Raw genomic sequence first — 24,083 nt, forward strand, 5'->3', positions numbered from 1 at the left:
TATCCTTTGTCGTTCATTGTCCTTTATTAACTTATCGGAAATAAGCCAATCGAAGCATGACGAATGTAATGGCCTGCAATAAACTTGTAATTAAACGAAAATATTCTTGTTAATGGATTGATATGTTCCTCTGATACGATAGGCATCGTTAGTTAGTATTCAACTAACAAAAAAGGAGGAACAAAAAATGAGGAGAAAAATTTTCGCGCTTATTGCAGGAGTCGCGCTCGTGGGCTTTTTTTCCGGGAAAGTTTCTGCCGCAACGCACGTCGTACAACAGGGCGACTCATTATGGAGCATTTCTCAAAACTATGGAACCTCTGTAAATCAGTTAAAGGCGATTAACAACCTAAATGGTGATCTTATATATCCAAATCAGCAGTTACATATATCTGCCGAGGAAAAAACGGAAAGTCAAGATCAGTTATATAAAGTTGCCGAGGGAGATTCCCTGTGGAAAATAGGAAACAAGTATGGCGTGTCTGTTGCGGATTTAAAAGCTTGGAATAACCTGTCTTCTGACATTATTCATCCTGGACAGTCGTTGGCAGTTTCAAAGGGAGCTGCTCCAGCCCCCGAGCAAAAACAAGCCACAAACAGCCAAGCTGTTCAACAGAACAAACCGGCGCCCAAAGCACCTGCGGCAAAACCCGCACCCGCTCCTGTTCAAAAAGAAGCGCAGCCTGCCACCACCGGCAGTGAAGCTTCCGGAAAGGAAATGACCGTAACGGCTACCGCATATACAGCATATTGCAATGGCTGTTCAGGTGTTACTGCCACTGGAATCGACCTGCGTTCCAATCCGGGCATGAAAGTTATAGCTGTTGATCCATCTGTCATTCCACTTGGTTCCAAAGTATATGTGGAAGGTTACGGTACAGCTATTGCCGGGGATACCGGCGGGGCAATTAAAGGAAACAAAATAGATATATTCATGCCCGATAAAAATGCTGCTACACAATTTGGCAGAAAAACAGTTAAAATTAAACTGTTACATTAAATAAGTCACTTAACGAACCCAACCTGATCAGATCCGGTTGGGTTTTGTTTTATACAAGCCGGAATTGGGGTACGATAACTCCAAGGAGGGTGAACATATGAATTTGTCTTTGATTGGTGTGTATGATTCGGAACAAGATGTCATCAATATGGTAAAAACATGTGAATCAAAAGGATTTAAAAGCGAAAACTTTTCTGTATTGGCATTGGAAGATGCGAAAATAAATTCCATACAAAAAGAAACTCACATCCAGCACCAACATTCGCCCAGCGAAGAAGCGTTTGGCATCATCAGCGGCTTTCTTACGGGAATTAGCGGCGGATTTATTGTGCCCGGATTGACGGTTCCCGGACTTGGCCCTTTGTTGGCGGCGGGTCCTCTTGCTTCTTACTTTGAGGGAACAAGCCACCAAGACGTGAAAGATTTGCTTTTATCGTGTGGATTACATGAGGAAGAGGCAGATGCATGCTATTCCCATTTAGAAAGCGGAAAAATCCTTCTATTTTACGCCGGAAAGGAATGACACTTCCCTTGAAAAAAAGTCGCTTCTCTCCCATAATAAAGAGCGGATAAGTCCTTACAAAGGAGAGAAACACAGCGTGAAGAAGCAAATCCAAAAAAAGCCAAGCTCGTCCAAACGGCAGTCAAGGCGGCTGCACACCATTTTGCTTGTATTGATAAGTGCCTTTTTAATGTTTATGGCGCTTTATACATATACAGACAATCAAATAGAGCCGCCGCAATTAGAGGATGAAGTGCCTTCGAATTTTATCCCCATTTATAAAGCGGCGGAAAAAGAGTTTGGCGTACCTTGGTATTTATTAGCCGCCCACCATCGTGTAGAAACTATTTTTTCAACGATGGATCCGATGATCTCTCCAGTAGGTGCGGAAGGCCATATGCAATTTATGCCTTGCACTTTTGTAGGTTGGGCACACCCGACTTGTTCCGGATTAGGGGAGGGCAATATTCCCGAAGAGGAAAAGACGGATCCCGCGGTGATTAAACAGTATGGTGGCTACGGAATTGATGCCAATGGAGATGGAATTGCTGATCCTTTCGACTTGGAAGACGCCATCTTTAGTGCAGCCAACTATTTGGCTAAAAATGGAGCAAATAACGGCGAACTGCGAAAAGCGGTTTATGCATACAATCACAGTGAAGAATATGTTGATGAGGTTTTATATTTCGCTAAAAGATTTCAAGAGTTGGAAAATAAAACGGGAGCAACAAGCTCCCGTTTTTAAAAGTGCGTTATTTTCTTGCCATCGCTCCCATAATAAGACTTAATACGAGTACAAGAATGATGGCTCCGATGAGTGCAGGAACAATGGCCATATCGGCTATCGTAGGTCCCCAGTCTCCAAACAAAGCGCCGCCAATCCAAGCGCCAACAATTCCGGCAATAATGTTTCCAATGATGCCGCCCGGGACATCTTTTCCGAGTATTAAACCCGCTAACCAGCCAATAACTCCACCTATAATAAGATAAAGAATAAAGCTCATGAAGATCATCTCCTTTTTAGGAATTTATTTTATTGAGTGGATATGGTTTTATTATTGCCCATTCAATAATGCGATAAACATATTTTACTTTATGTATCTAAAAAAATACTTGCAGGGAAGGGACATCATGGGGAAGAAATTTTTTTCTTTTGTTGTGGCCATATTCATGCTCTGGGGATGTTCTGCCGAAGAAAGTGGACAAAGTAAAAACATAAAGGGGATGGAAGCCACTGTTGTTCATGTTGTTGACGGTGACACGATCGATGTCCAACTCAAAGACGGACGGAAAGAACGTGTCCGGATGCTGCTTATCGATACACCGGAAACGAAACACCCCAGGCTAGGTGTGCAGCCTTTCGGCCCGGAGGCATCCGATTTTACGAAAAATGTACTATATCAAAAACAAGTAGTCTTGGAAATGGATGTATCCGAACGCGATAAATATGGACGGCTCCTCGCTTATGTGTGGCTGGAAAATGAAAATGTTAACCGCAAATTATTGGAACAAGGATTGGCGCGTGTGGCCATTTTTCCTCCGGATATAAAATACTTGGACGAATTTGAAAAAGTACAGGAGGAAGCCCGCCAAAGCAAACGGGGCATATGGTCACTAGAAGATTACGTTCATGACCGAGGCTTTCAAGATTCCCCGAAAACAACAGGGGAAGCGTCTAAAAAAGACCGTGACGGCTGCGATATAAAAGGAAATATTAATAGCAAAAAGGAAAAAATTTATCATTTGCCGGACGGCCAATATTATGATAGTGTCATTCCGGAAATGTGGTTTTGCTCCGAAGCAGAAGCTGAAAATGCCGGTTTCCGTCCATCCAAAAGATAAATGAAAAATGGGTGCAAATATTTTAATGTATCATGAAAAAATTTTTAAAATAAGTATTGCTTATGAAAAACGATAACTTTCTTATCATTTACTTATGTCAAATGTTGTAATAAAATATATGGGTGGAGGTAAACGACTAAAGAAGTGTTGTTTATCGGTTTTCGGAAATTTAATAAACATAAAAGGGGTAATTGAAATGGCGCAACCAAAAAACGATATTTTTAATGCCCGTTCGTCATTTGAGATTGACGGAAAAAGATATCATTATTACCGCCTTGCCGCATTGGAAGAAGCAGGAGTAGCGACGGTTTCCCGTTTGCCGTATTCCATTAAAGTGCTTCTCGAGTCTGTTCTTAGGCAATATGACGGCAGGGTCATTACAAAAGAGCATGTTGAAAATTTGGCAAAATGGGCGACAGGCGAAGTACAGAATGGAGAAGTTCCATTTAAACCTTCAAGGGTTATTTTGCAAGACTTTACCGGAGTTCCTGCAGTAGTCGACCTTGCCGCACTAAGAAAAGCAATGTCTGACCTTGGCGGGGATGCTGAAAAAATCAACCCGGAAATACCTGTCGACTTAGTTATTGACCATTCTGTCCAAGTTGATACGTATGGTACGCCAGAAGCACTGCAAATTAATATGGATTATGAATTTGAGCGCAATGCTGAACGCTATGAGTTTTTAAGCTGGGCTCAAAAGGCTTTTGACAACTATCGCGCAGTTCCCCCGGCAACAGGAATTGTCCACCAAGTGAACTTGGAATATTTGGCGAATGTCGTTCATGCCATTGAAACACCAGCAGGCGACTATGAAGCTTATCCTGATACTCTTGTGGGAACGGATTCCCACACGACGATGATTAACGGGGTCGGTGTACTCGGATGGGGTGTCGGCGGTATTGAAGCTGAGGCCGGAATGCTTGGCCAGCCTTCTTATTTCCCGATCCCTGAAGTTGTCGGAGTGAAGTTGATCGGTGAACTTCCAAACGGAGCTACAGCAACTGACTTGGCATTAAAAGTGACAAACGTTCTACGTACACACGGCGTTGTCGGCAAGTTCGTCGAGTTTTTCGGTGACGGAGTCGCTTCACTGCCGCTTGCAGACCGGGCTACGGTTGCCAATATGGCACCTGAATACGGTGCTACATGTGGGTTTTTCCCGGTAGACGAAGAAACATTAAACTACTTGCGTTTGACGGGACGCCCGGAAGAGCAAGTCAAGTTGGTTGAAAAATATTTAAAAGAAAATGACATGTTCTTCACGATAGACAAAGCAGAGCCGGTATATAAAGACATTGTTGAAATCGATCTTTCCACAATTGAAGCAAACTTGTCCGGACCAAAACGTCCGCAAGACTTGATCGCACTTTCCCAAATGCAAAAAACATTTAAGGATGCATTGACAGCACCTGTAAGCAACCAGAGTTTTGGATTGGACCCAGCTGAAATTACAAAAGAAGTGACCGTTACATTCGAAGACGGCTCGGAGTCCGTGATGAAAACCGGCGCTCTTGTCATCGCTGCGATTACAAGCTGTACGAATACATCCAACCCTTACGTCATGCTGGGAGCCGGTCTGCTTGCGAAAAAAGCGGTTGAAAAAGGCCTGCAAGTGCCTAAGCATGTTAAAACGTCCCTTGCACCAGGATCAAAAGTCGTTACAGGGTACTTGAGGGATGCCGGCTTGATGCCGTATATGTCCCAGCTTGGTTTTAACCTTGTCGGGTATGGCTGTACAACATGTATCGGAAACTCCGGTCCTCTGAAAGAGGAAATTGAAAAAGCCATCGTGGAAAACGATTTGTTGGTAACATCCATTTTATCAGGTAACCGTAACTTCGAAGGGCGCATCCATCCGCTTGTGAGAGGAAACTATCTGGCTTCTCCTCCGCTTGTAGTGGCATATGCCCTTGCCGGAACAATCGACATCGACTTGACGAAAGACCCGCTCGGAAAAGACAAGGACGGCAATGATGTGTATATGAAAGATATTTGGCCATCCAAAGAAGAAGTGGTGGAAACTGTCCAAAAAACGGTTACACCTGATTTGTTCCGTAAGGAATATGAGCATGTATTCAGCGACAACAAGCGTTGGAACGAAATCAAAACGAGCAACGATCCACTTTACAACTGGAATTCAGACTCAACTTACATTCAAAATCCGCCGTTCTTTGAAAACTTGTCCAAGGAATTGGCGACGATCGAACCGCTGACAAACATGCGGATTGTCGGTAAATTCGGGGATTCCGTCACAACGGACCATATTTCTCCGGCAGGAGCAATCGGCAAAGATACGCCTGCAGGAAAATACTTGCTGGAAAAAGGCGTTCAACCGCGCGACTTTAACTCATACGGTTCTCGCCGCGGTAACCACGAAGTCATGATGCGCGGCACATTTGCCAACATCCGCATCCGCAACCAGATTGCACCTGGAACAGAAGGTGGTTTTTCCACATACTGGCCAACAGGCGAAGTCAGCTCCATGTACGATACATGCATGAAATACAAAGAGGATGGAACGGGTCTTGTTGTGATTGCCGGAAAAGATTACGGAATGGGTTCATCCCGTGACTGGGCAGCCAAAGGAACGTATTTGCTCGGCATCAGAACAGTAATAGCTGAAAGCTTTGAACGGATCCATCGCTCTAACTTGGCCATGATGGGCGTATTACCATTGCAATTTAGAAAAGGCGAAAATGCCGAAACACTCGGTTTGACAGGCAAAGAGGTTATAAACGTCCACATTGATGAAAATGTGAAGCCGAGAGATATAGTGAAAGTAACAGCTGTTTCCGAAGACGGAAGCAAAAAAGAATTTGAAGTACTTGTGCGTTTCGACTCGATCGTTGAAATCGACTATTACCGTAACGGAGGCATTTTGCCTCTCGTACTTCGGGAAAAGCTTGCCCGATAAAGTGAAAGGCGGGGGTGGTTCATCCCCGCCTTCTCATGATTCAATCTTCTTCAATATCTAAACTCATAAAGGTGGGAAATGTTTTTTCATCACCACTTTATGAGTTTTTTTTATGGCTTGATGCAAGATAACGTAGTTTACGCCAGCCCTTTTGGTAATGCTGTATGGGGTCGCGAAAAAAGCGGAAAAACATCTTGCCTAAAAAAGTTTGAAAATTGGTTTAATTCAGCGCGAAAATGCGCATAGTAAAAAAGAATAATGAAAAGAGGAGTGAAAAACATGAAAAAAACTCGAAGAAAATCATTTATGGATCTTGTCCAAGAAAATAAGGAAATGCTTTTAAGGGATATGGATGCGCTGGAAAGGATAGAGGATCGCTTAGAGAAAAGACTAGCGAGAAAGCTTTGAAAAAGGGCACATACTTACGATTAATAAGGCAACAATAACGTAAAGAAGGGGGAGAAACATGAAAAATCAATCCAGAAATCAACAACCGTTCACCCCTAATAATCCGGGGGAAAAGCCAGTCGCCATTGATGCCAATAAAGGGAAGAAAATGGCTGATAAAACAGGTCGGCACCCGGATGTTATTCAAACAAAAGGAGAATAACCTGAACACAGGAGGTATTTCAGATTGGCAAACAACAGGCCAAAGCCCGATAATCGCAGCGACAACGTAGAAAAACTACAAAAAATGGTTCATGACACGATTGAAAACATGGAAGCTGCCGAGGAATCGATGCAATTTGCCGAAGGAGAACAGAAGGCGCAAATTGAGCGCAAGAACGAGCGCAGAAGAGAAAGCATCGAAGGAATGCGGGAAGAAATCAAAGACGAAGCAGCCCAGCAAAACAAATAGTCCTAGCAAAAAGCCGGTGTATGACCGGCTTTTTGCTCTTAAAAATGTGATTGATCACCTAATACGAATATTCCAGAAACATTTTACAACAGATGCTGTATAGAGGAAAAACCGCCCTTGAAATTGAATCGACTGAGGCTTGGAAGGAAACTCGTCTCATGCAAGTAATTCAATGTTTTCCTGAGATTTTTTGAGTAACAATGCAAAGTTTAACAAACTTTTCATTTTTATATAAAGAAAATTCCCACCCCCTGTTAATACAGCCATAGTATATCGAGGGTGAATGGTAAAAGAGAGAAACTTGTTCAGCGGTTTTAGTACATTCACACGCTAGTGGGGATATTGCGGCATTTGGGTAAAAATACAGAATTGCTTATCAGGAATTTTCTATTCAATATTCCACTCGAACCATCTTCCGTGACCATCAGTTGAACCAATAGTTTGATTGTATTCAACACCATCAATAAAATAATCAAGATGCAGGTTTCTATCCCACATATTGTTATAAAGATGGAAAACGTCTCTTTTGCTCCCGATTGTTTTAATCTTATTTAGAAGATCGTACTTTAAATCCTCCGGTATTTGATTTGCAACATGAGTATGGAAAATACAAATGGCAGTGTTTTTAGGAAGTGTTTCTACAACTTCTGTTAAGAGGGCTACTCCATCTCCTTCAAGAAGTTCAACGGGATTTTCATTAAAACACTTAGCAGACTTTTCAAAAAGTTCTTTTCTCTCCTTATGTTCAGGCCAAATAAGGGATTTCAACCACAAATAATCTTCTGAGTTGCTTAAATCACTTATATGTAAATCTATTCCTAGCTTTGAAACTACTGGAGGACTTTCTTTGAACAATAAAGGAACATTATCCCCTTTTACTTCAGAAGTTATATGAACATTTGAAAGCATATTTCCGTAAACTACATTGTTTCCATATGAATAATTGTAATGGTCCCATAAAAGCTGAAGGCCTGCACTCGTTCCAATTTCAATTAAAGATAAAGGTTTTTTTATTTTATTATAAACATAACAAAAGGTAGGATACAGGTAAGCACAACGCCTTACTTCGTTAGTTTGTACTAACTTAATTTTAAGAAGTGAAATAATTTCATCTCTATAAATCTGACAAAAATCCTTGAAATGAACAAAGGCTCCTTCTATCTCTTTTGGATCAGGAACAATGCTTGGATAGTAATCCCTTAATAAATGATCTCTGCCTTTTAACAATAGGTAATGAACAGCACCCAAAAGCAAATTTGGAACTGGCTGGCCAATTCTAGCAAAAGAAGATAATTCAAGTATTTCATCATCTTCAGCTATTTTTCTAGACAAAAGTTCATATAACCGACTTGAACCTTTACATTCAATATCAGCAAAATTCTTAAATCGCACGGATAATTGTGATTGATCCATTTCAACTCCCCTTTTTATTAACTTATTTTAACCATTTCTTGTTTCTTGGCGTTGTTTCATTGGACTGCCCTGTTTGCATAATACCAATTATGTTAATAATCTTGTGATTTGAGCAAACATTTTATTCCGCAATCGGGTCTTTGGAATAAGGAAGATTATTTGTTCCCTTCCGGTAGCTTTCTATATAATGAGGCTCTAGACACATTTGTAATTTCGCAAATTTGATTTACAGTCATACCTTCCTCTTTATAGAGTTTTACTGCATAATTCCATTCCTGCGTGATTCTTATGATACTTCTTGAATAGCCCTTTAAACCTTCCTTCTTTCTTTGCCAACTCAATTCCTTGGCGTTGTCGCATACGAATAAGATTTCGCTCTAATTATTAACACCAGCTATTACCTAATGAGGAATGGAATTAGAAACGGTACAAATTAGCCATTTGCATCGTAATCGGTTGTTACAACTATCTCGCTTAGTTTTAATAAAGATTTGTTACACCATATGTCGCCTTTAGGTTGGGAACATATCAATTTGCTAGGAGAATACCATTTTAATTCAGAGAAAATGGTCTCGTTCAGATTCTTTAAGAGCATTGAAACTTCCTTAACGTTGTTAAAAATAGGGGGATCGTCCCGAAAATGTGCTTAGCGTTGTAAATCCGCATTTTCCTGACGGTACCCCTAAATGAGTGATTACTCACAATTTCCAAAGAAAAATGCCCGTTTGATTGTATCCTGAAAAAGGTTATTTCAGTTGATCCTGTTTACGTAAAAGAAAAGCTAAAGTAAGATAGCGGGGATTGCCATAATCAAATTCTCCTTGTAATCTTTTAAAATAACAAGAAATGTACATTTATATTAAGATTAGCTACAGCTAACATAATAACATTTTTACGTTTTTCCCGTAATGTTCGTTGGTACCTTTGATTTTTTCACTCAATTTATGTTAACAGGTAGCTGTTTGCCAAACTGTCAAGTAGGCAGTGAAAAAACTATAATTGTACCGAACGGCAGGGGCCGTTTTAGGCAAAAATGGGATAATCGGATGATCATGTTGAATACCCCGTACATTAAATACACACCACACTAATATCCGGATAGAATACACAACCTCTATCTGTATTTTTAATAACAGCGTTTGCGTATATCATCACCACGCCAGTCTTAGGGTTTACACAATAATAAGTATCAATTTCCACCTTCACGTTAGAGAGTGATTGTGTAAGGTTTAAAAATAGGATTCGATTTTTTCCATAATTGACAAACCCATATATAGTTAAGTAAACTAAACTTAATTAATAAACAAAGGAGGGATGATCAATCAGTGCACGATTATGCAATAATGATCGACAAAATCAATCAAAAATTTGAGCAGTTCAAGTTGTTAATATTACAAGAAACCAAAGAGGTTGTGGAATTAGAGGACTTTCAATTAACTCCTCAACAAGAAATTGTCATGTTTTATATCATTCGTAATGAGCCTGTCATTGCAAAAGATATTGCAAATCATTTCGATATTTCCAAGAGTGCAGTTAGCCAAGTCATTTCCAAGCTTGAAGAAATGAAAATGATCGTTCGCCAAGAGAATGCAATAAACCGTAGAGAGACCTTCATTTATCTTGGGAAGAGGGGGCAAGTGTTTCATCAGCTGCTAAAAAAAATCGACGGCATACTTGTGGAAAAATATTACTCAAAAGTATGCTTAACAGAGCTAAAAAATGTTCTTGATACATTGAATAAGATTGTCGGAACTACAAAAAACAAAGGGAGTTAAACATGGAGAACCATTTGCAACAACTAACCAATCGTATATATTATTTACCGGATGATCCTGAAACAGATCGACCGGTAATGTCTGCTATATGCGGAACTGACCAAACTTTAATTGTCGATGCAGGAAATTCTGCTAAACATGCCAAATTATTTCTTGATGAACTAGACCAATGGCAAATAACGAATCATCATGCTGTCGTATTAACACATTGGCACTGGGATCACAGCTTTGGAACAAATCAGTTAAATCGGTTAACCATAGCCCATGAAAACACAAAAATGCATCTTGAAAAAATGATGGAATATGATTGGTCAGATGAAGCTTTAGATCATCGTGTAGAAAAAGGTTTAGAGAATCCGTTTTGTTCAAAAATGATAAAAAAAGAATTTGGAGCAGACAGAGAAATCACTATCAGGCTACCTCATATTACGTTTAAAGACAAATTGGAGATTGATTTAGGTGGTATTCGGTGTGTAGTCAAACATGTAGGTGGAGATCATTCTGATGACTCATCACTTATTTTTGTAGAGGAAGAAAAAGTACTTTTCTTAGGGGACTGCTTGTATCCAAGTATTTACACCAAAAAACCGGAATACAAGATTGATAATGTTAGACGCCTTCTGAAAAATATTGAAATGTTTGATGCCGAAATGTATGTGCTTTCGCATGAATCTCCATTATCAAAACATGATTTTATGGGGTATACATTTTTATTACAGCTCATTTGTGATGTATCAGAAAAACATCAAAGAGACCATTTGAATTTGGTGAATGAGTTGTCTACTCGACTAAATCGTAAGTTAAATCAGTTAGAAGAAGAAATTGTAGATTGTTTTATGAACGGGTTATCAGTTAGTTAAACGAAAGAACCATGAAATACTAAAAAAACGAGTGATACCAAAACAAATCATGCCTGAGAAGAGAAAAGCTCAGGCTTTTTTTAATAGGGTCATTATGGAAACAAGATGAATCAACTGTCATCATAGGCTTTTAAATGTTCCTAATGAAGATCGTGCGAAGGCCATGAACGGAACCCTCTACCATACAAGCTAGCAATCAACGAATAGATCAGAGCACCGTCATTCAACTATCTCACGACAAAATGTTGTTCCACGTTCCAGTGGCAGGGTATAGATCAGAGAAAATACGCCTCAAAGTGCCAAGGTACATATATCATGCATGTCAAATAAGCATTGTTGACGTATAATAGATGTGAGATATTCATTCCTGTTATATTCTTTGCAGTGATATACAGAGGAGATGTTCCATTTTCGGTGCCTTGAAAGCTTTGAGGCTTCCATATAATGAAGTCATCTATTATATTTTTGAAAGGTTGGTCTTTAAATGAGCCATGTTGTCGCACATACAAACATTGAAGTACGCTATGCGGAAACCGACCAAATGGGCGTTGTCCATCATTCCAATTACATTATTTGGATGGAGGTTGGACGCACGCAGCTTATGAAAGATTTAGGTTTTTCTTATGCGGAGATGGAAAAAAGTGGAGTCCTCGCTCCGATTATTGATGTTCATGTTTCTTATAAAAAGCCGCTTACATATGGAGAGGAAGCGACCATTCAAACATGGATCGAAGAATATGACGGGTTCAAAGTAGTATACGGGTATGTTGTCTTGAACAAAGACGGCGAGATCGCCGTTTCGGGCACGACCGCCCATGTTTGTGTAAAAAAAGAGACTTTCCGTCCTGTTAGATTGAGCAAAATATTTCCTGATTGGCATGATGCTTATGAAAGGGCAAAAAAGAAAAAAGATCATTAGGAGAGATTTCAGTGGCTTTTGGGATCACAAAGGAGCAGCTAAAGCTCTGGAAAAGAAAGATTGATCAGGGAGATGTAGCTTTTATTACCCACTATTGGCTGGATGACCGTTTTCCGGGGGCTAAAACGGTGACAAAAGTTGGATGCAAGGATATTGAACAGCTTGCCCGTTGGGGAGCGCGATACGGTTTGAAAAAAGAGTGGATACATATCCGCAAAGACGGGTATTCCCATTATGACCTGTTGGGAGACAAGCAAAGAATGATACTCAGGGCAGAAGGGAAATTGGACCAACTGGAATGTTTGCCATAGCCCTATACTAAAAAATTGCCAAACTAGCGAGTAAATCGTAAAAGTTGTGAGTTACAGCTTCGGGTTTTTGAGTAAATTGTAAAAGCGGATAGTCATACTCAAAAATGGATAGTGTTACGGAAAAGCGGCGAGTAAATGGACCAAATCGAATCGTAATAGCGCAAAAGTCGGGAGTAAATCGAAAAAGTTGCTTGTAAACCCAATAGCAAAGTGTAAATGGATTTTTCACCATATGTTCTTGAATATACACAAAAAAATAAGAACAGTTCCGAAAGGCATTATCCGAATCTGCTCATTTCTCTATCCAAATACGGCCAACACTCCTGCAAAATGCACAGCTCTTGTCGAAATGTCTCAGAAAGAAACGACACGCTTCCTTATATGGCTTGCCATGTTGACATAAAACGCCAAAGGTGTAAAAAGGTGCCATCTTCGGCACCTTCACATTAATCATATCGGTAAATCGGTCCGTCCGACTTTTCGTCGTAATCTACCAAAAGGTCATGCTCATTGAAAAACCATACATCTCGTTCTTCGATAAAGTATTGGCACCCATCTTTGTTGACTATTACCGCCGGATCCATTGGCTCTTCTTTGTTCATTCCCAGAGAAAAGCCTTCGTGAAACGGACCGGACCCTCCATATCTCACAAAAAAACGGATGTAATCTCCTTCGTTTAAGTCCAATTCCTGTTTAAACCATTGTGCAGCTTGATCAGTAACTTTAATTTGCATGTTGTAACCTCCTGTCTTGAGCCCAACCTGTCCAGTTGATCAAGGAATGTGCATGAATGTATTGATGCTTCTAGAGTTTTCATTTGTCCATCCGTGCTTTGCGGCCTGATCAATAGGAAAGACACGATAATTTTTTCTTCCTTCATTCGCAGTAAAAGTCGGATGAAAGTTTACTTTTTCTATAGTGGTCACTGTATTTCCCGGAATGCCAACCTTTTTTACGGTGATTTCAATCATTCCGCCAATGTCCCTGTAATTCAAATCTTGGCCAGATAAAAAATTGCCCAAGGAATAGACAACCATACCTTTTTTCCCGTCTTTTTGCTTTAAAAACTGTATGGGCTGAAGAACATGCGGATGATGTCCAAGAATGATGTCTGCTCCATTAAAAATGAATTCTTTTGCGAGCTCCTTTTGTGTTGCATTGGGTTGGCGGACATACTCATCCCCCCAGTGCAAAGCGACAACAACGACGTCTGCTTCTTTTTTCACTTTTTCAATATCAGAAAGAACGTTATGCTTCTCAAGCTTACTTACTAAATATTCTTTCCCATCGGGAACCCGTAGACCGTTAAAATGTTCAGCGTAGGCCAAAATGGCGATGCGGATTCCTTTTACTTCTACTATCCGAATCCGGGCTTTGTCTTCGGAGCTTTTAAAGGTTCCAGTATAATTCATGTTTTTCTTTTCATAATAACGGATGGCGTTTAAAATGCCGCTTTCTCCCTTATCAAGGGAATGGTTATTAGCTGTTGTGACAAAGTCAATCCCTGCATCCTGCAATGCATCTACAATTTCATGCGGGCTGTTAAAACGGGGATAGCCTGAAATGCCGAGTTCCTCTCCTCCCGGGATCGACTCCTGGTTGGCAATCAATAAATCTGGTTTTCGGAGTAACGGCTTGATGTGAGAAAACATCGGCGAAAAATCATAACCATTATGTGATCGCGCATCATTATACAACTTGTCGTGAATAAGAATATCCCCTATTCCGGCAATCGTGGCTTCCGTTTCGAAGCTTTTGGGTCGAAGATTAATCTCCTTAGCCGGCATAGTTTCAAAACCCTGATGAGGTGAATGTCGTTTCCGCTGTTCACTGCTCACCCCATAAAAAAATAATACGCTGGCCAGGCCCAAAAAAACGAGGAACAAATATACTTTATTTTTCATATAGAAAACCCGTCTTTCAGTCAATTGTTTGTTATATCCATTTCACTTTTGGCTCAGTTTTATCCCTTATTCGTTTTAAATTTGCCCTGTGCCTGTAAATGACAAACAGCTCCAGTGCTGAAACAACCAACACCAGCACCCAGTCACCAAGAATGATGCAATAAATAATGCCAAATAAGCCGGCCACCATTGAAGATAATGAAACATATTTTGATATTTTTAGAGTAAGTAAAAATCCGCTAACAAGAACAATAAATAGCCAATACTCATATCCCAAAAGAACGCCTGCCGATGTAGCGACAGCCTTTCCCCCGCGAAAACCGGCAAACACCGGGAATGTATGACCTAGCACCGCAAACACACCCGCGAGCAAAGGATGCATATCAACGCTAAACAGGGTGGGCAAAAACGTAGCAGCCGTTCCTTTTAAAATATCCGCTGCCGTAACGGCTATCCCGGCTTTTTTACCTAATACGCGAAACGTATTAGTCCCCCCTAAATTGCCGCTGCCGTGTTCACGGATATCAATTCCATAAAATACTTTTCCTACAATTAAACCGGAAGGAATAGAACCAATCAAGTATGATAATAACAAAACAACGATTTGCATCATCAGCATTTGCCCCTCTTTCTATTAATCCACAAAAATGCTTTTTTATCCCGCATTAACTGGCAGTACAATCCCCTGCTCCAAAAATCAAGGTAATACAGGAAGCGAGCAGCGAGGATCTACTGCCAGTAAAAGCCCGATTGGATCAACTAACAATCAGCAAATACCTTGCTGATTGAAGTTTCACATATCCCGCATTAACTGGCAGTATAATCCCGCTCTAAAAATCAAAGGTAATACAGGAAGTGAGCAGTGGTGATACAATGCCAGTAAAAGCCTGATTCGGCCAGTTTGACAGGACTAGGAAAAACTTCGACGGTATTGTCATCGAAGTAAAAGCCCGATTGGGTTAACTAACAACCAGGGAATACCGGCTGATTGAAGTTTCACTTTATTGTACCATGTCCCCATCATAATTGTGTATACGTAATCGCTTGCATGAAAAACAGGAGTGAATTACGATATGATTAAGACGAGACTTATTGAAGGAGGATATGAAATGGCGATAGAAAATCCAACAAGAGAAGAAATGGGACAAATTTTGAAAAAAGCAAAAAGAATAGCCGTTGTGGGCCTTAGTGATAATCCTGAAAGAACTTCATATATGGTATCAGAGGCAATGAAAGATGCTGGTTACGAAATCATCCCTGTTAATCCAACTGTAGATGAAGTGTTTGGCATCAAAGCTGTTGATTCATTAAAGGAAGTTGAAGGACATGTTGATATCGTCAATGTTTTTAGGCGTTCTGAGTTTTTGCCGGAGATTGCGAAAGAATTCGTTGAAATTGACGCAGATGTATTTTGGGCCCAATTAGGTGTGCAAAATGAAGAGGCGTATGAATTTTTAAAGGAAAAGGGCTATACTGTCATCATGGACAGATGCATTAAAGTGGAGCACGCCTTAACAAAATAAGCGCCACAGCGGGCATATGTTTAGTCTATAGTATTCGAAATCGCCAAGGCGTACCATTTTACACGCACTCTAAGCCTAATGTCGTTCACGCAAATCTTTTTGGAAACCTCCACAAGGCACGCAACCCGTCTTTGCTTGTTTCATATCAATTCAAGCAAACAGATCAACTGGTTGCGTGCTTTTTTGCAAATTTAAAAAATGTGGATGCTTGTCAGGCATTTGATACAAGAAGCTTTATAAATTCAAAGGAACGCAATGATTTGACTTTCCGTCCTGCTGAAGGACGGTCTTTTCATGTTCATCAAAGAAAATGAAAATGACAGAAGGGCGGCACTGATGAAACAGCAAAAAAAGAAGTAAGCCGGAAATAACACTTATGAACATTTCGGCAAACTCTTGAGACGTATAATCCCTTCACCATTTGCAAAAAGAGAGCTTCCGGATATACAATAAGACATGCTTGGAAAAATATGATATAGTACAATATGCGAACAAGTGTTTTATAACTGGAAAGCTCTATGAAAGAGGAGTCGTTTTATAATGAGTAAAAATATGACAACGATGGAATATAACGAAGATTCGATTCAAGTGCTGGAAGGGCTGGATGCTGTCCGAAAAAGGCCCGGCATGTATATAGGCTCCACGGATGCCCGCGGTCTTCATCACCTTGTTTATGAAATTGTCGACAACTCGGTGGATGAAGCTTTAGCAGGATATGGCGACCAAATTATCGTTACGCTGCATAAGGATCACAGTGTAAGCGTGGAGGATAAAGGGCGCGGTATGCCTACCGGAATCCATCAAACAGGCAAACCTACTACAGAAGTCATATTGACCGTTTTGCATGCAGGAGGGAAGTTCGGCCAAGGAGGATACAAGACGAGCGGAGGCTTGCATGGGGTTGGCGCTTCTGTTGTGAACGCACTCTCTGAATGGCTCATCGTAACGATTAAAAGAGATGGTGTTATATACGAACAAAAATTTGAAAATGGCGGAAAACCGGCCACAACGCTTGAGAAAAGGGGAACGACGAGGCAAACCGGAACCAAAATTCATTTTAAGCCCGACCCGGCTATTTTCAGTACAACCACGTTAAATTATGAAATCTTGAGCAGCAGGCTTCGGGAATCAGCATTTTTATTAAAAGGGCTCACAATTGAAGTCAATGATCTGCGCAGCGGGCAGCACGAAGTATTTTGCTATGAAAATGGCATTGAAGCTTTTGTGGAATACCTAAATGGAGAAAAAGATGCCCTTCATTCTGTCGTTTCATTTGAAGGGACGGCGAATGACATCGAGGTAGATTTTGCATTTCAATTTAATGATGGCTACGCCGAGAATATTTTGTCTTTTGTAAACCACGTCCGGACAAAAGACGGCGGAACACATGAGGTGGGCGCGAAAACGGCGATCACAAGAGCCGTCAATGATTTTGCGAGAAAAACAGGATTGCTGAAAGAAAAAGATAAAAACCTGGAAGGTTCGGATATCCGGGAAGGTTTGGCTGCTATCTTATCCGTAAGAATTCCAGAAGAATTACTTCAATTTGAAGGACAAACAAAAGGAAAGCTGGGAACAGCCGAGGCAAGATCCGCTGTTGATACGATTATATCGGAACAGCTGGCCTACTTCTTGGCCGAAAACCCCAATGTCAGCTCCATGCTTGTGAAAAAAGCGATTAAAGCGGCTCAGGCACGGGAGGCGGCAAGAAAAGCCAGGGAAGAGGCGAGAAGCGGAAAACGCAGAAGGAGATCCGACGCGTTGCTTTCAGGTAAACTGACGCCCGCCCAGTCGAAAAATCCGAAGAAAAATGAGTTGTATTTAGTGGAAGGAGATTCGGCGGGCGGTTCGGCAAAGCAGGGAAGAGACCGCAGGTTCCAGGCAGTTCTCCCGCTGCGCGGCAAGGTGGTCAACACGGAAAAAGCGAAGCTTCAGGATATATTTAAAAATGAAGAAATCAATACGATTATCCATACGATCGGCGCAGGCGTCGGACCTGAATTCAATCTTGAAGACGTCAATTACGATAAAGTTATCATCATGACCGATGCCGATACGGACGGAGCCCATATTCAAGTATTGCTTCTTACCTTTTTTTACCGTTATATGAAACCCTTGATTGAAGCCGGAAAAGTATTTATTGCGCTCCCGCCCCTTTATAAAGTAAGCAAAGGAACTGGAAAAAAAGCGATTGTCGAATACGCATGGACAGACGATGAATTGGCAGATGTAACAAAAAAGGTCGGCAAAGGATATATGTTGCAAAGATATAAAGGTCTTGGTGAAATGAATCCCGATCAACTGTGGGAAACGACGATGAACCCGGAAACAAGAACGCTGATCAGGGTGCTGATTGATGACGCGGCAAGTGCGGAAAAACGTGTGACGACGCTAATGGGGGACAAAGTGGAACCACGGAGAAAATGGATTGAAAACAATGTTCAATTCGGCATGCAGGACGACATGAATATACTTGAAAATGAGAACTTGACATCAGAAGGGGGAGCTGTTGATTTATGACGGCAATGGAAAGATTTCAAGATTTGCCTCTTGAGGAAGTACTGGGTGACCGATTTGGCCGTTACAGCAAGTATATTATTCAGGAACGGGCGCTTCCGGATGCCAGAGACGGGCTGAAGCCGGTACAGCGCAGAATTTTATATGCCATGCATCAAGATGGAAACACCGCAGACAAAGGTTTTAGAAAGTCGGCAAAAACGGTAGGGAACGTCATTGGGAACTATCACCCGCATGGAGATACATCAGTGTATGAAGCAATGGTTCGTATGAGCCAAGACTGGAAAGTAAGAAACGTATTAATTGAGATGCACGGAAATAATGGAAGTATAGACGGTGATCCGGCTGCGGCAATGCGTTATACGGAAGCCCGTCTTTCCAAGCTTTCTTCCGAGCTGCTTCGAGACATCGAAAAAAGAACAGTGGAACATGTACCAAACTTTGATGATACATCCTCTGAACCGACTGTGCTTCCGGCGCGGTTTCCAAACCTTCTCGTCAATGGCTCCACAGGTATTTCGGCAGGTTATGCGACCGATATTCCCCCACATCATCTCGGAGAAGTGATCGATGCCGTCATCATGCGGATGGATAAACCTGGGTGCACCGTCGATGATATCATGACGGTCATCCAAGGCCCAGATTTCCCTACAGGGGGCATTATTCAAGGTGTGGACGGAATCAAGAAAGCGTATGAAACTGGAAAAGGAAGAATTGTTGTCAGAGGCAAAACGGATATTGAGACGATTCGCGGAGGAAGAAAGCAAATTGTCATCAGTGAGATTCCTTACGATGTAAACAAAGCCAATCTTGTGAAAAGGATTGACGAATTTCGAATCGACCGGAAGCTTGAAGGAATTGCCGAGGTTCGGGATGAAACCGACAGAACCGGCCTTCGGATGGTCATCGAGTTAAAAAGAGAAGCGGATGCCGAAGGAATCTTGAATTATTTATTTAAAAACAGCGATCTCCAAGTAACCTATAACTTTAATATGGTTGCCATAAGAGATCAGCGGCCAAAGCTGATGGGAATTCTTGATCTTTTGGATTCCTATATCAAACATCAGAAAGAAGTCGTCGCCAACCGTTCCCGCTTCGATTTGGAAAAAGCATTGGAGAGGCAACATATTGTGGAAGGTCTCATGAAGGCTCTTTCGATTCTGGATGAAGTGATAGCAACCATCCGCGCCTCCAAAGACAAACGCAATGCCAAAGACAACCTTATATTGAATTTCGCCTTTTCTGAAAAACAGGCAGAGGCGATCGTATCCTTGCAATTGTATCGTCTGACAAATACGGACATCACTGCTTTGCAGAAAGAAGAAGCAGAATTGAAAGAGATAATCAAAAAGCTGAAAGAGATTTTGGACAGTGAAAAGAAATTATTAAGCGTCATTAAAAAAGAGTTAAAAGCCATCCAGAAAAAATATGCTGATGAACGACGTACGATCATCGAGCATGAAATAGAGGACCTTAAAATTAATTTGGAAGTCATGATTCCAAATGAAGATGTCATTGTAACGGTGACAAAGGAAGGTTATTTAAAAAGAACAAGTTTAAGATCATACTCCGCTTCAAATGGCAGCGATTTGGCGATGAAAGAGCTTGACCGGCTCTTGCTTCAAGAAGAATTGCATACAGGAGACACTCTTTTACTTTTTACGAACAAAGGAAACTTTTTATATATTCCTGTACATGAACTGCCGGATATCCGCTGGAAAGACTTGGGTCAGCATATATCGGGAATCATTCCTATCGAACAGGATGAAGTAATTATAAAAGCTCTATCCATTAAAGAGTTTCAAGAGGATCAATTCCTTGTGTTCTTTACGAAATATGGCATGGTGAAGAAAAGTCCACTGAAACTCTACCAGCCGCAGCGCTATTCGAAGCCGCTTGTAGCAGTTAACTTGCGGGAACATGATGCTCTCATCAATGTTCAACTATCCAGCGGAACAGATGATATTTTCATCGTGACGAAACTCGGATACAGTCTCTTATTTAATGAAACAGAGGTTAATCCGATTGGAGCCCGAGCGCTTGGGGTAAAAGGCATTGATTTGAAGGAGAAAGATATTGTAGTTGGCGCAGAAGTGATTAAAGCCGAAACGGAACCTGCCATTATGATTGTGACGAACCGCGGGGCGGTTAAGAAAATGAAGTTCACAGAATTTGAGAAAGGCGGGCGCGCCAAAAGAGGAACAGTCTTGCTCCGCGAATTAAAAAACAATCCGCACCGGGTTATTGGAGTGGCCGTATTGTACGAAAACAAGCCCGTCTTTGTTTTAACTGAAAAAGGGAACGTTGAGCAACTTCAACCAGCTACACTAAAATTCAATGACAGATATTCGAACGGATCGTTTTTGATTGATGAAAAAGAATATGGACATTCAATTGAAATATGGGAGGATGCGGAACCCATAGAAGGATAAAACAACCTTTTGGTTGTGAATAACGGCACTCCGATTGTTAGACACGGTTTAACAATTGGGGTGCGTTTTTTTATTTTCCGCGCTGAAATGATGCACCGTAATGAGCTATGTTGTGGGGAATTTAGCTTACCGAAGTGCTTATTACTGGCCAAATTTTCTTTATATATAAAAATGTTATAAATATACTATTGAATTAATTTTTATACAGCGTATAATATATAACATCTAAAGAATAACGGAAAAATTTGGAGTGGATCACGTTTTAAGGGAGTGTTGGTAGTGAAAGTGGGAATTATTGGGGCAACTGGATACGGGGGAGCGGAACTGCTAAGAATTTTACAATCTCATCCAGCTTTTACGATAGCAGCGATTTATTCATCATCACAACAAGGAAAGGATATAACTGCCCATTATCCTCATTTATCGCATCTTTCTATGACATTGGATGAAATTCATCCGGAAGCAATTGCCAAACAAACGGATATTGTGTTTTTGGGGGTGCCATCGGGAATTTCTGCTGAAATTGCCCCGTCGTTATTGAAAGCAGGATGTACAGTAATTGATTTATCGGGAGATTTCCGGTTGAAAAATATAGAGCAGTATGAAAAGTGGTATAACAAGAAACCGGCTCCGAAGGAATGGGTAGATCAAGCAGTTTATGCCATGCCGGAAATAAACCGATCGGCCATCAAACAGGATACGAAGTTTATATCCAACCCTGGTTGCTACCCTACAGCCACGTTGCTTGGCTTGGCGCCTGTTGTCCAAAACAAGCTGGCTAAAGAAGGGTCTATTATTATTGACGCCAAATCCGGTGTTTCCGGCGCTGGACAAACAGCGAGTTTTGGAACGATTTACAGCGAACTCAATGAAAATTTCAAAATATACAAAGTGAATCAACACCAACATATACCGGAAATGGAACAGATGCTTTCAACTTGGGGATATGAAGCTCCGATCACGTTTAGCACTCATCTTGTTCCAATGACCCGGGGCATTATGTCAACGATTTATGTATCACTTGCTTCATCCGTGGACCAAGCCAAGATAGAGCAGTTATACATGGAATTTTATAAAGATGAACCTTTTATTCGCATCAGAAACAATAACCAGTTCCCTGCAACAAAAGAAGTGTTCGGTTCCAATTATTGCGATATCGGATTTTTACTGGATGAACGGACCGGCAGGCTAACAATTGTGTCAGTGATCGACAATCTGATGAAGGGAGCTGCCGGGCAGGCGGTGCAAAACGCCAATATTTTATGTGGACTGGACGAAACAGCGGGACTACAACTTTCCCCCGTTTACCCATAAATTCAGGAGGGAAGCAGTCATGAGTAAAATCATTGTCATTAAGTTCGGCGGAAGCATGATCGATTCACTGTCCGACGAATTTTATGAAGGAATAAAAAAACTAAAGGACGGCGGATGGCAGCCTTTAATCGTACATGGCGGCGGACCGGCTATTAATCAAATGCTTCACAACTTAAAAATAAAGTCCGAGTTTCATAACGGCTTAAGAAAAACAACAAAAGCGGTTATGGATGTGGTAGAGATGGTTTTATCAGGAAGCATGACCAATACGATCGTCAGAAATGTAAACAACCACGGGCTGTCTGCCATCGGAATGACAGGCTTTGACGGACCTTTACTTGAAGCAAAGCCGATTGATTTTGAAAAGCTCGGTTATGTCGGAGAAATAACACATGTCAATAAACATTTGCTGCTAAAAGTAATGGCGCTGGGAATGATTCCGGTCATTTCACCGATCGCACCTGGAGCAGATGGCAAAATCTCTTATAATATTAACGCAGATACGGCAGCGGGATCTATTGCCACTGCCTTGGATGCTGAAAAACTATTATTTGTCACAGATGTTCCCGGCATTTTAAAGAATGAACAATTAATGGAAGTAGCAACCAAATCAGAAATTCTCAACTTGATAAATGAAGGAACGATTACGGGAGGCATGATTCCAAAGGTCAAAGCCGCTCTGGACAGCCTTGATGAGGGAATGAGCGAAGTCATGATCGTAAGTGGAAATGCCCACATAGTCAGTGAAGGAAAAATTATCGGGACAACGATAAAGAAAGAATTGGAGGAAATCCCGTATGTCTCATCTATTTAACACATATGCCAAATGGGATGTAGAAATCTCATCCGGCTTAGGAACAAAAGTGATTGATACAAATGGCAAAGATTATTTGGATTTTACTTCCGGCATTGGTGTATGCAATCTGGGGCATTGCCATCCCGAGGTTGTTGGCCCTGTTCAAGAACAGTTGGAAAAATTGTGGCATACATCCAACTTGTTTCAAAGCTCTTTGCAGGAACAAGTGGCAGAACTGCTGGCGAACCATTCTTGCGGAGACTTGGTATTTTTTGCGAACAGCGGGGCAGAGGCAAATGAAGCAGCTATTAAATTGGCTCGTAAGTTTACCGGAAAACCGAAAATTATTACGTTTCTCCAATCATTTCATGGCAGAACGCTTGGAACGATCGCGGCAACAGGACAAGAGAAAGTAAAGACCGGCTTTGGCCCGATGCTTGAAACATTTCAACATGTGCCATATAACAACATCGAAGCAGTTAAAGAGGCCATAGATGGACAAACGGCCGCAGTCATGCTGGAAGTGATTCAAGGCGAGGGAGGCGTCATCCCTGCCGACTATGATTTTCTCAAAAAATTGGAGCAAGTGTGTCACGATAACGGACTCCTGCTAATCATCGACGAAGTTCAAACGGGCATTGGCAGAACAGGAAAACCATTTGCCTATCAACATTACAATATTTCGCCGGATATCATTACATCAGCGAAGGGACTTGGAAACGGCATACCTGTCGGAGCGATGATTGGAAAGAAAAAGTTAAGTTCGGCATTTGGACCGGGCAGCCACGCCACTACATTCGGCGGTGGACCACTTGCGATGACAGCTGCCAAAGCGGTGCTTAACATCGTGTTTCAGGAACATTTTCTTCAAGAAGTAGAGGACAAAGCGGACTTTTTTGCAAAACAGTTAACGAAAATGAAGGATCGGCTTGATGGCTTGGTCAACATTCGCCACAAAGGGCTCATGTATGGCCTCGAATTTAAGGAAGATGTCGGCTCTTTGGTTACCAACTTAAGGGCGAACGGACTTCTTGCATTAAACGCCGGACCAAATGTGTTAAGAATGCTCCCTCCTTTAACAGTTACTTATAAGGAGCTGGAGGAAGCATTAAATATCATTGAAAAGACAGTTTAATTTTTTTACATGGAAATGCATAAAAATGCAAATTTAAAAATAAAAATACGAAAGCGGGGAAAGGAAG

The 24,083-nt window shown here is 41.3% G+C and carries 23 protein-coding genes and 1 pseudogene; 18 read left to right on the forward strand and 6 right to left on the reverse strand.

The annotated features are described in order from the left end of the window. The first annotated feature begins 187 nt into the window (after positions 1-187). The 3 genes from NST31_RS00270 (at position 188) to NST31_RS00280 (ending at position 2,247) form a co-directional block, all read left to right on the forward strand. Positions 188-1,000, forward strand: a complete 813-nt coding sequence (locus tag NST31_RS00270) for a 3D domain-containing protein (RefSeq protein WP_077113426.1) — start codon at positions 188-190, stop codon at positions 998-1,000. 97 nt (positions 1,001-1,097) lie between these two features. Then, positions 1,098-1,523 (forward strand): general stress protein, encoded by a 426-nt coding sequence (locus tag NST31_RS00275; protein ID WP_077113427.1) that lies wholly within the window; start codon positions 1,098-1,100, stop codon positions 1,521-1,523. A 76-nt stretch (positions 1,524-1,599) separates the two neighbouring features. Continuing rightward, a complete protein-coding gene (locus tag NST31_RS00280) occupies positions 1,600-2,247 on the forward strand; it encodes a lytic transglycosylase domain-containing protein (protein ID WP_339163236.1) in 648 nt (215 codons plus the stop codon). Positions 2,248-2,254: 7 nt separating this feature from the next. On the opposite strand, the gene NST31_RS00285 is transcribed toward NST31_RS00280, so the two are convergent. After that, positions 2,255-2,506 (reverse strand): GlsB/YeaQ/YmgE family stress response membrane protein, encoded by a 252-nt coding sequence (locus NST31_RS00285; RefSeq protein ID WP_077113428.1) that lies wholly within the window; start codon positions 2,504-2,506, stop codon positions 2,255-2,257. Positions 2,507-2,633: 127 nt separating this feature from the next. Here NST31_RS00285 and NST31_RS00290 point away from each other — a divergent pair, with 127 nt between their 5' ends. The 5 genes from NST31_RS00290 (at position 2,634) to tlp (ending at position 7,117) form a co-directional block, all read left to right on the forward strand. Next, positions 2,634-3,344, forward strand: a complete 711-nt coding sequence (locus NST31_RS00290) for a thermonuclease family protein (RefSeq protein ID WP_077113524.1) — start codon at positions 2,634-2,636, stop codon at positions 3,342-3,344. 196 nt (positions 3,345-3,540) lie between these two features. Next, complete coding sequence (acnA, locus tag NST31_RS00295; protein WP_339163240.1) at positions 3,541-6,258, forward strand: aconitate hydratase AcnA; 2,718 nt, start codon at positions 3,541-3,543, stop codon at positions 6,256-6,258. A 279-nt stretch (positions 6,259-6,537) separates the two neighbouring features. Continuing rightward, positions 6,538-6,666: an FbpB family small basic protein gene (locus NST31_RS00300; RefSeq protein ID WP_339163242.1), complete on the forward strand. Its 129-nt coding sequence runs from the start codon at positions 6,538-6,540 to the stop codon at positions 6,664-6,666. Positions 6,667-6,724: 58 nt separating this feature from the next. Then, positions 6,725-6,868 (forward strand): small acid-soluble spore protein N, encoded by a 144-nt coding sequence (gene sspN / locus NST31_RS00305; RefSeq protein ID WP_077113431.1) that lies wholly within the window; start codon positions 6,725-6,727, stop codon positions 6,866-6,868. Positions 6,869-6,892: 24 nt separating this feature from the next. Further along, on the forward strand, positions 6,893-7,117 hold the full coding sequence (gene tlp, locus NST31_RS00310) for a small acid-soluble spore protein Tlp (protein ID WP_339163245.1): 225 nt from the start codon (positions 6,893-6,895) through the stop codon (positions 7,115-7,117). A gap of 387 nt (positions 7,118-7,504) precedes the next feature. Here the strand turns inward: tlp and NST31_RS00315 are convergent, their stop codons facing one another. Then, positions 7,505-8,530, reverse strand: a complete 1,026-nt coding sequence (locus tag NST31_RS00315) for a DUF2332 domain-containing protein (RefSeq protein WP_339163247.1) — start codon at positions 8,528-8,530, stop codon at positions 7,505-7,507. A gap of 155 nt (positions 8,531-8,685) precedes the next feature. After that, positions 8,686-9,015: pseudogene (locus NST31_RS00320) on the reverse strand (helix-turn-helix domain-containing protein); the annotation flags it as partial. Positions 9,016-9,855: 840 nt separating this feature from the next. Here NST31_RS00320 and NST31_RS00325 point away from each other — a divergent pair. From NST31_RS00325 to NST31_RS00340, 4 genes are all read left to right on the forward strand, one after another. After that, positions 9,856-10,305, forward strand: coding sequence for a MarR family transcriptional regulator (locus NST31_RS00325; RefSeq protein WP_339163250.1), 450 nt, complete (start codon positions 9,856-9,858; stop codon positions 10,303-10,305). A gap of 2 nt (positions 10,306-10,307) precedes the next feature. Next, the gene (locus NST31_RS00330; RefSeq protein ID WP_339163253.1) at positions 10,308-11,165 is read left to right on the forward strand and encodes an MBL fold metallo-hydrolase; all 858 of its coding nucleotides are present in this window, start codon (positions 10,308-10,310) and stop codon (positions 11,163-11,165) included. A gap of 484 nt (positions 11,166-11,649) precedes the next feature. Then, positions 11,650-12,084 (forward strand): thioesterase family protein, encoded by a 435-nt coding sequence (locus NST31_RS00335; RefSeq protein WP_339163255.1) that lies wholly within the window; start codon positions 11,650-11,652, stop codon positions 12,082-12,084. 11 nt (positions 12,085-12,095) lie between these two features. Continuing rightward, positions 12,096-12,395, forward strand: a complete 300-nt coding sequence (locus NST31_RS00340) for a hypothetical protein (RefSeq protein ID WP_339163256.1) — start codon at positions 12,096-12,098, stop codon at positions 12,393-12,395. A 446-nt stretch (positions 12,396-12,841) separates the two neighbouring features. Here the strand turns inward: NST31_RS00340 and NST31_RS00345 are convergent, their stop codons facing one another. Genes NST31_RS00345 through plsY form a run of 3 tightly spaced genes read right to left on the reverse strand, consistent with a single transcriptional unit; the run spans position 12,842 to position 14,912 of the window. After that, positions 12,842-13,129, reverse strand: coding sequence for a HesB/YadR/YfhF family protein (locus tag NST31_RS00345; protein WP_077113437.1), 288 nt, complete (start codon positions 13,127-13,129; stop codon positions 12,842-12,844). Between the two features lie 39 nt (positions 13,130-13,168). Further along, complete coding sequence (locus NST31_RS00350; RefSeq protein WP_339163258.1) at positions 13,169-14,299, reverse strand: CapA family protein; 1,131 nt, start codon at positions 14,297-14,299, stop codon at positions 13,169-13,171. Positions 14,300-14,330: 31 nt separating this feature from the next. Continuing rightward, positions 14,331-14,912 carry a glycerol-3-phosphate 1-O-acyltransferase PlsY gene (plsY, locus tag NST31_RS00355; protein WP_077113525.1) on the reverse strand — a complete coding sequence of 194 codons (582 nt, stop codon included), beginning with the start codon at positions 14,910-14,912 and terminating at the stop codon, positions 14,331-14,333. A gap of 496 nt (positions 14,913-15,408) precedes the next feature. Here plsY and NST31_RS00360 point away from each other — a divergent pair, with 496 nt between their 5' ends. The 6 genes from NST31_RS00360 to NST31_RS00385 all read left to right on the forward strand — a co-directional run bounded on the left by NST31_RS00360 (position 15,409) and on the right by NST31_RS00385 (position 24,016). Beyond that, positions 15,409-15,822, forward strand: coding sequence for a CoA-binding protein (locus NST31_RS00360; RefSeq protein WP_339165448.1), 414 nt, complete (start codon positions 15,409-15,411; stop codon positions 15,820-15,822). A gap of 540 nt (positions 15,823-16,362) precedes the next feature. Beyond that, positions 16,363-18,342: a DNA topoisomerase IV subunit B gene (gene parE / locus NST31_RS00365; protein WP_077113439.1), complete on the forward strand. Its 1,980-nt coding sequence runs from the start codon at positions 16,363-16,365 to the stop codon at positions 18,340-18,342. Continuing rightward, entirely contained in the window at positions 18,339-20,771 is a 2,433-nt protein-coding gene (gene parC, locus NST31_RS00370; protein ID WP_339163262.1) for a DNA topoisomerase IV subunit A, read from the forward strand. The genes parE and parC overlap by 4 nt, the downstream gene beginning before the upstream one ends. A 279-nt stretch (positions 20,772-21,050) precedes the next feature. Continuing rightward, positions 21,051-22,085, forward strand: a complete 1,035-nt coding sequence (gene argC, locus NST31_RS00375; RefSeq protein WP_077113441.1) for an N-acetyl-gamma-glutamyl-phosphate reductase — start codon at positions 21,051-21,053, stop codon at positions 22,083-22,085. Between the two features lie 19 nt (positions 22,086-22,104). Then, positions 22,105-22,899 carry an acetylglutamate kinase gene (gene argB, locus NST31_RS00380; protein WP_339163265.1) on the forward strand — a complete coding sequence of 265 codons (795 nt, stop codon included), beginning with the start codon at positions 22,105-22,107 and terminating at the stop codon, positions 22,897-22,899. Next, positions 22,883-24,016, forward strand: a complete 1,134-nt coding sequence (locus NST31_RS00385; protein WP_339163267.1) for an acetylornithine transaminase — start codon at positions 22,883-22,885, stop codon at positions 24,014-24,016. Before argB ends, NST31_RS00385 begins: the two co-directional genes overlap by 17 nt. The last annotated feature ends 67 nt before the right edge of the window (positions 24,017-24,083 follow it).

Source organism: Siminovitchia sp. FSL W7-1587 (assembly GCF_037963795.1).
Classification (GTDB): domain Bacteria; phylum Bacillota; class Bacilli; order Bacillales; family Bacillaceae_C; genus Siminovitchia; species Siminovitchia thermophila.

Excerpts from the sequence above, each read along its gene's own strand:
- NST31_RS00270 (WP_077113426.1), top strand. The coding sequence starts at position 188 with ATGAGGAGAAAAATTTTCGCGCTTATTGCAGGAGTCGCGCTCGTGGGC.
- NST31_RS00275 (WP_077113427.1), top strand. The coding sequence starts at position 1,098 with ATGAATTTGTCTTTGATTGGTGTGTATGATTCGGAACAAGATGTCATC.
- NST31_RS00285 (WP_077113428.1), bottom strand. The coding sequence starts at position 2,506 with ATGAGCTTTATTCTTTATCTTATTATAGGTGGAGTTATTGGCTGGTTA.
- NST31_RS00290 (WP_077113524.1), top strand. The coding sequence starts at position 2,634 with ATGGGGAAGAAATTTTTTTCTTTTGTTGTGGCCATATTCATGCTCTGG.
- acnA (WP_339163240.1), top strand. The coding sequence starts at position 3,541 with ATGGCGCAACCAAAAAACGATATTTTTAATGCCCGTTCGTCATTTGAG.
- NST31_RS00300 (WP_339163242.1), top strand. The coding sequence starts at position 6,538 with ATGAAAAAAACTCGAAGAAAATCATTTATGGATCTTGTCCAAGAAAAT.
- sspN (WP_077113431.1), top strand. The coding sequence starts at position 6,725 with ATGAAAAATCAATCCAGAAATCAACAACCGTTCACCCCTAATAATCCG.
- NST31_RS00315 (WP_339163247.1), bottom strand. The coding sequence starts at position 8,530 with ATGGATCAATCACAATTATCCGTGCGATTTAAGAATTTTGCTGATATT.
- NST31_RS00330 (WP_339163253.1), top strand. The coding sequence starts at position 10,308 with ATGGAGAACCATTTGCAACAACTAACCAATCGTATATATTATTTACCG.
- NST31_RS00335 (WP_339163255.1), top strand. The coding sequence starts at position 11,650 with ATGAGCCATGTTGTCGCACATACAAACATTGAAGTACGCTATGCGGAA.
- NST31_RS00345 (WP_077113437.1), bottom strand. The coding sequence starts at position 13,129 with ATGCAAATTAAAGTTACTGATCAAGCTGCACAATGGTTTAAACAGGAA.
- NST31_RS00350 (WP_339163258.1), bottom strand. The coding sequence starts at position 14,299 with ATGAAAAATAAAGTATATTTGTTCCTCGTTTTTTTGGGCCTGGCCAGC.
- plsY (WP_077113525.1), bottom strand. The coding sequence starts at position 14,912 with ATGATGCAAATCGTTGTTTTGTTATTATCATACTTGATTGGTTCTATT.
- NST31_RS00360 (WP_339165448.1), top strand. The coding sequence starts at position 15,409 with ATGGCGATAGAAAATCCAACAAGAGAAGAAATGGGACAAATTTTGAAA.
- parE (WP_077113439.1), top strand. The coding sequence starts at position 16,363 with ATGAGTAAAAATATGACAACGATGGAATATAACGAAGATTCGATTCAA.
- parC (WP_339163262.1), top strand. The coding sequence starts at position 18,339 with ATGACGGCAATGGAAAGATTTCAAGATTTGCCTCTTGAGGAAGTACTG.
- argB (WP_339163265.1), top strand. The coding sequence starts at position 22,105 with ATGAGTAAAATCATTGTCATTAAGTTCGGCGGAAGCATGATCGATTCA.
- NST31_RS00385 (WP_339163267.1), top strand. The coding sequence starts at position 22,883 with ATGTCTCATCTATTTAACACATATGCCAAATGGGATGTAGAAATCTCA.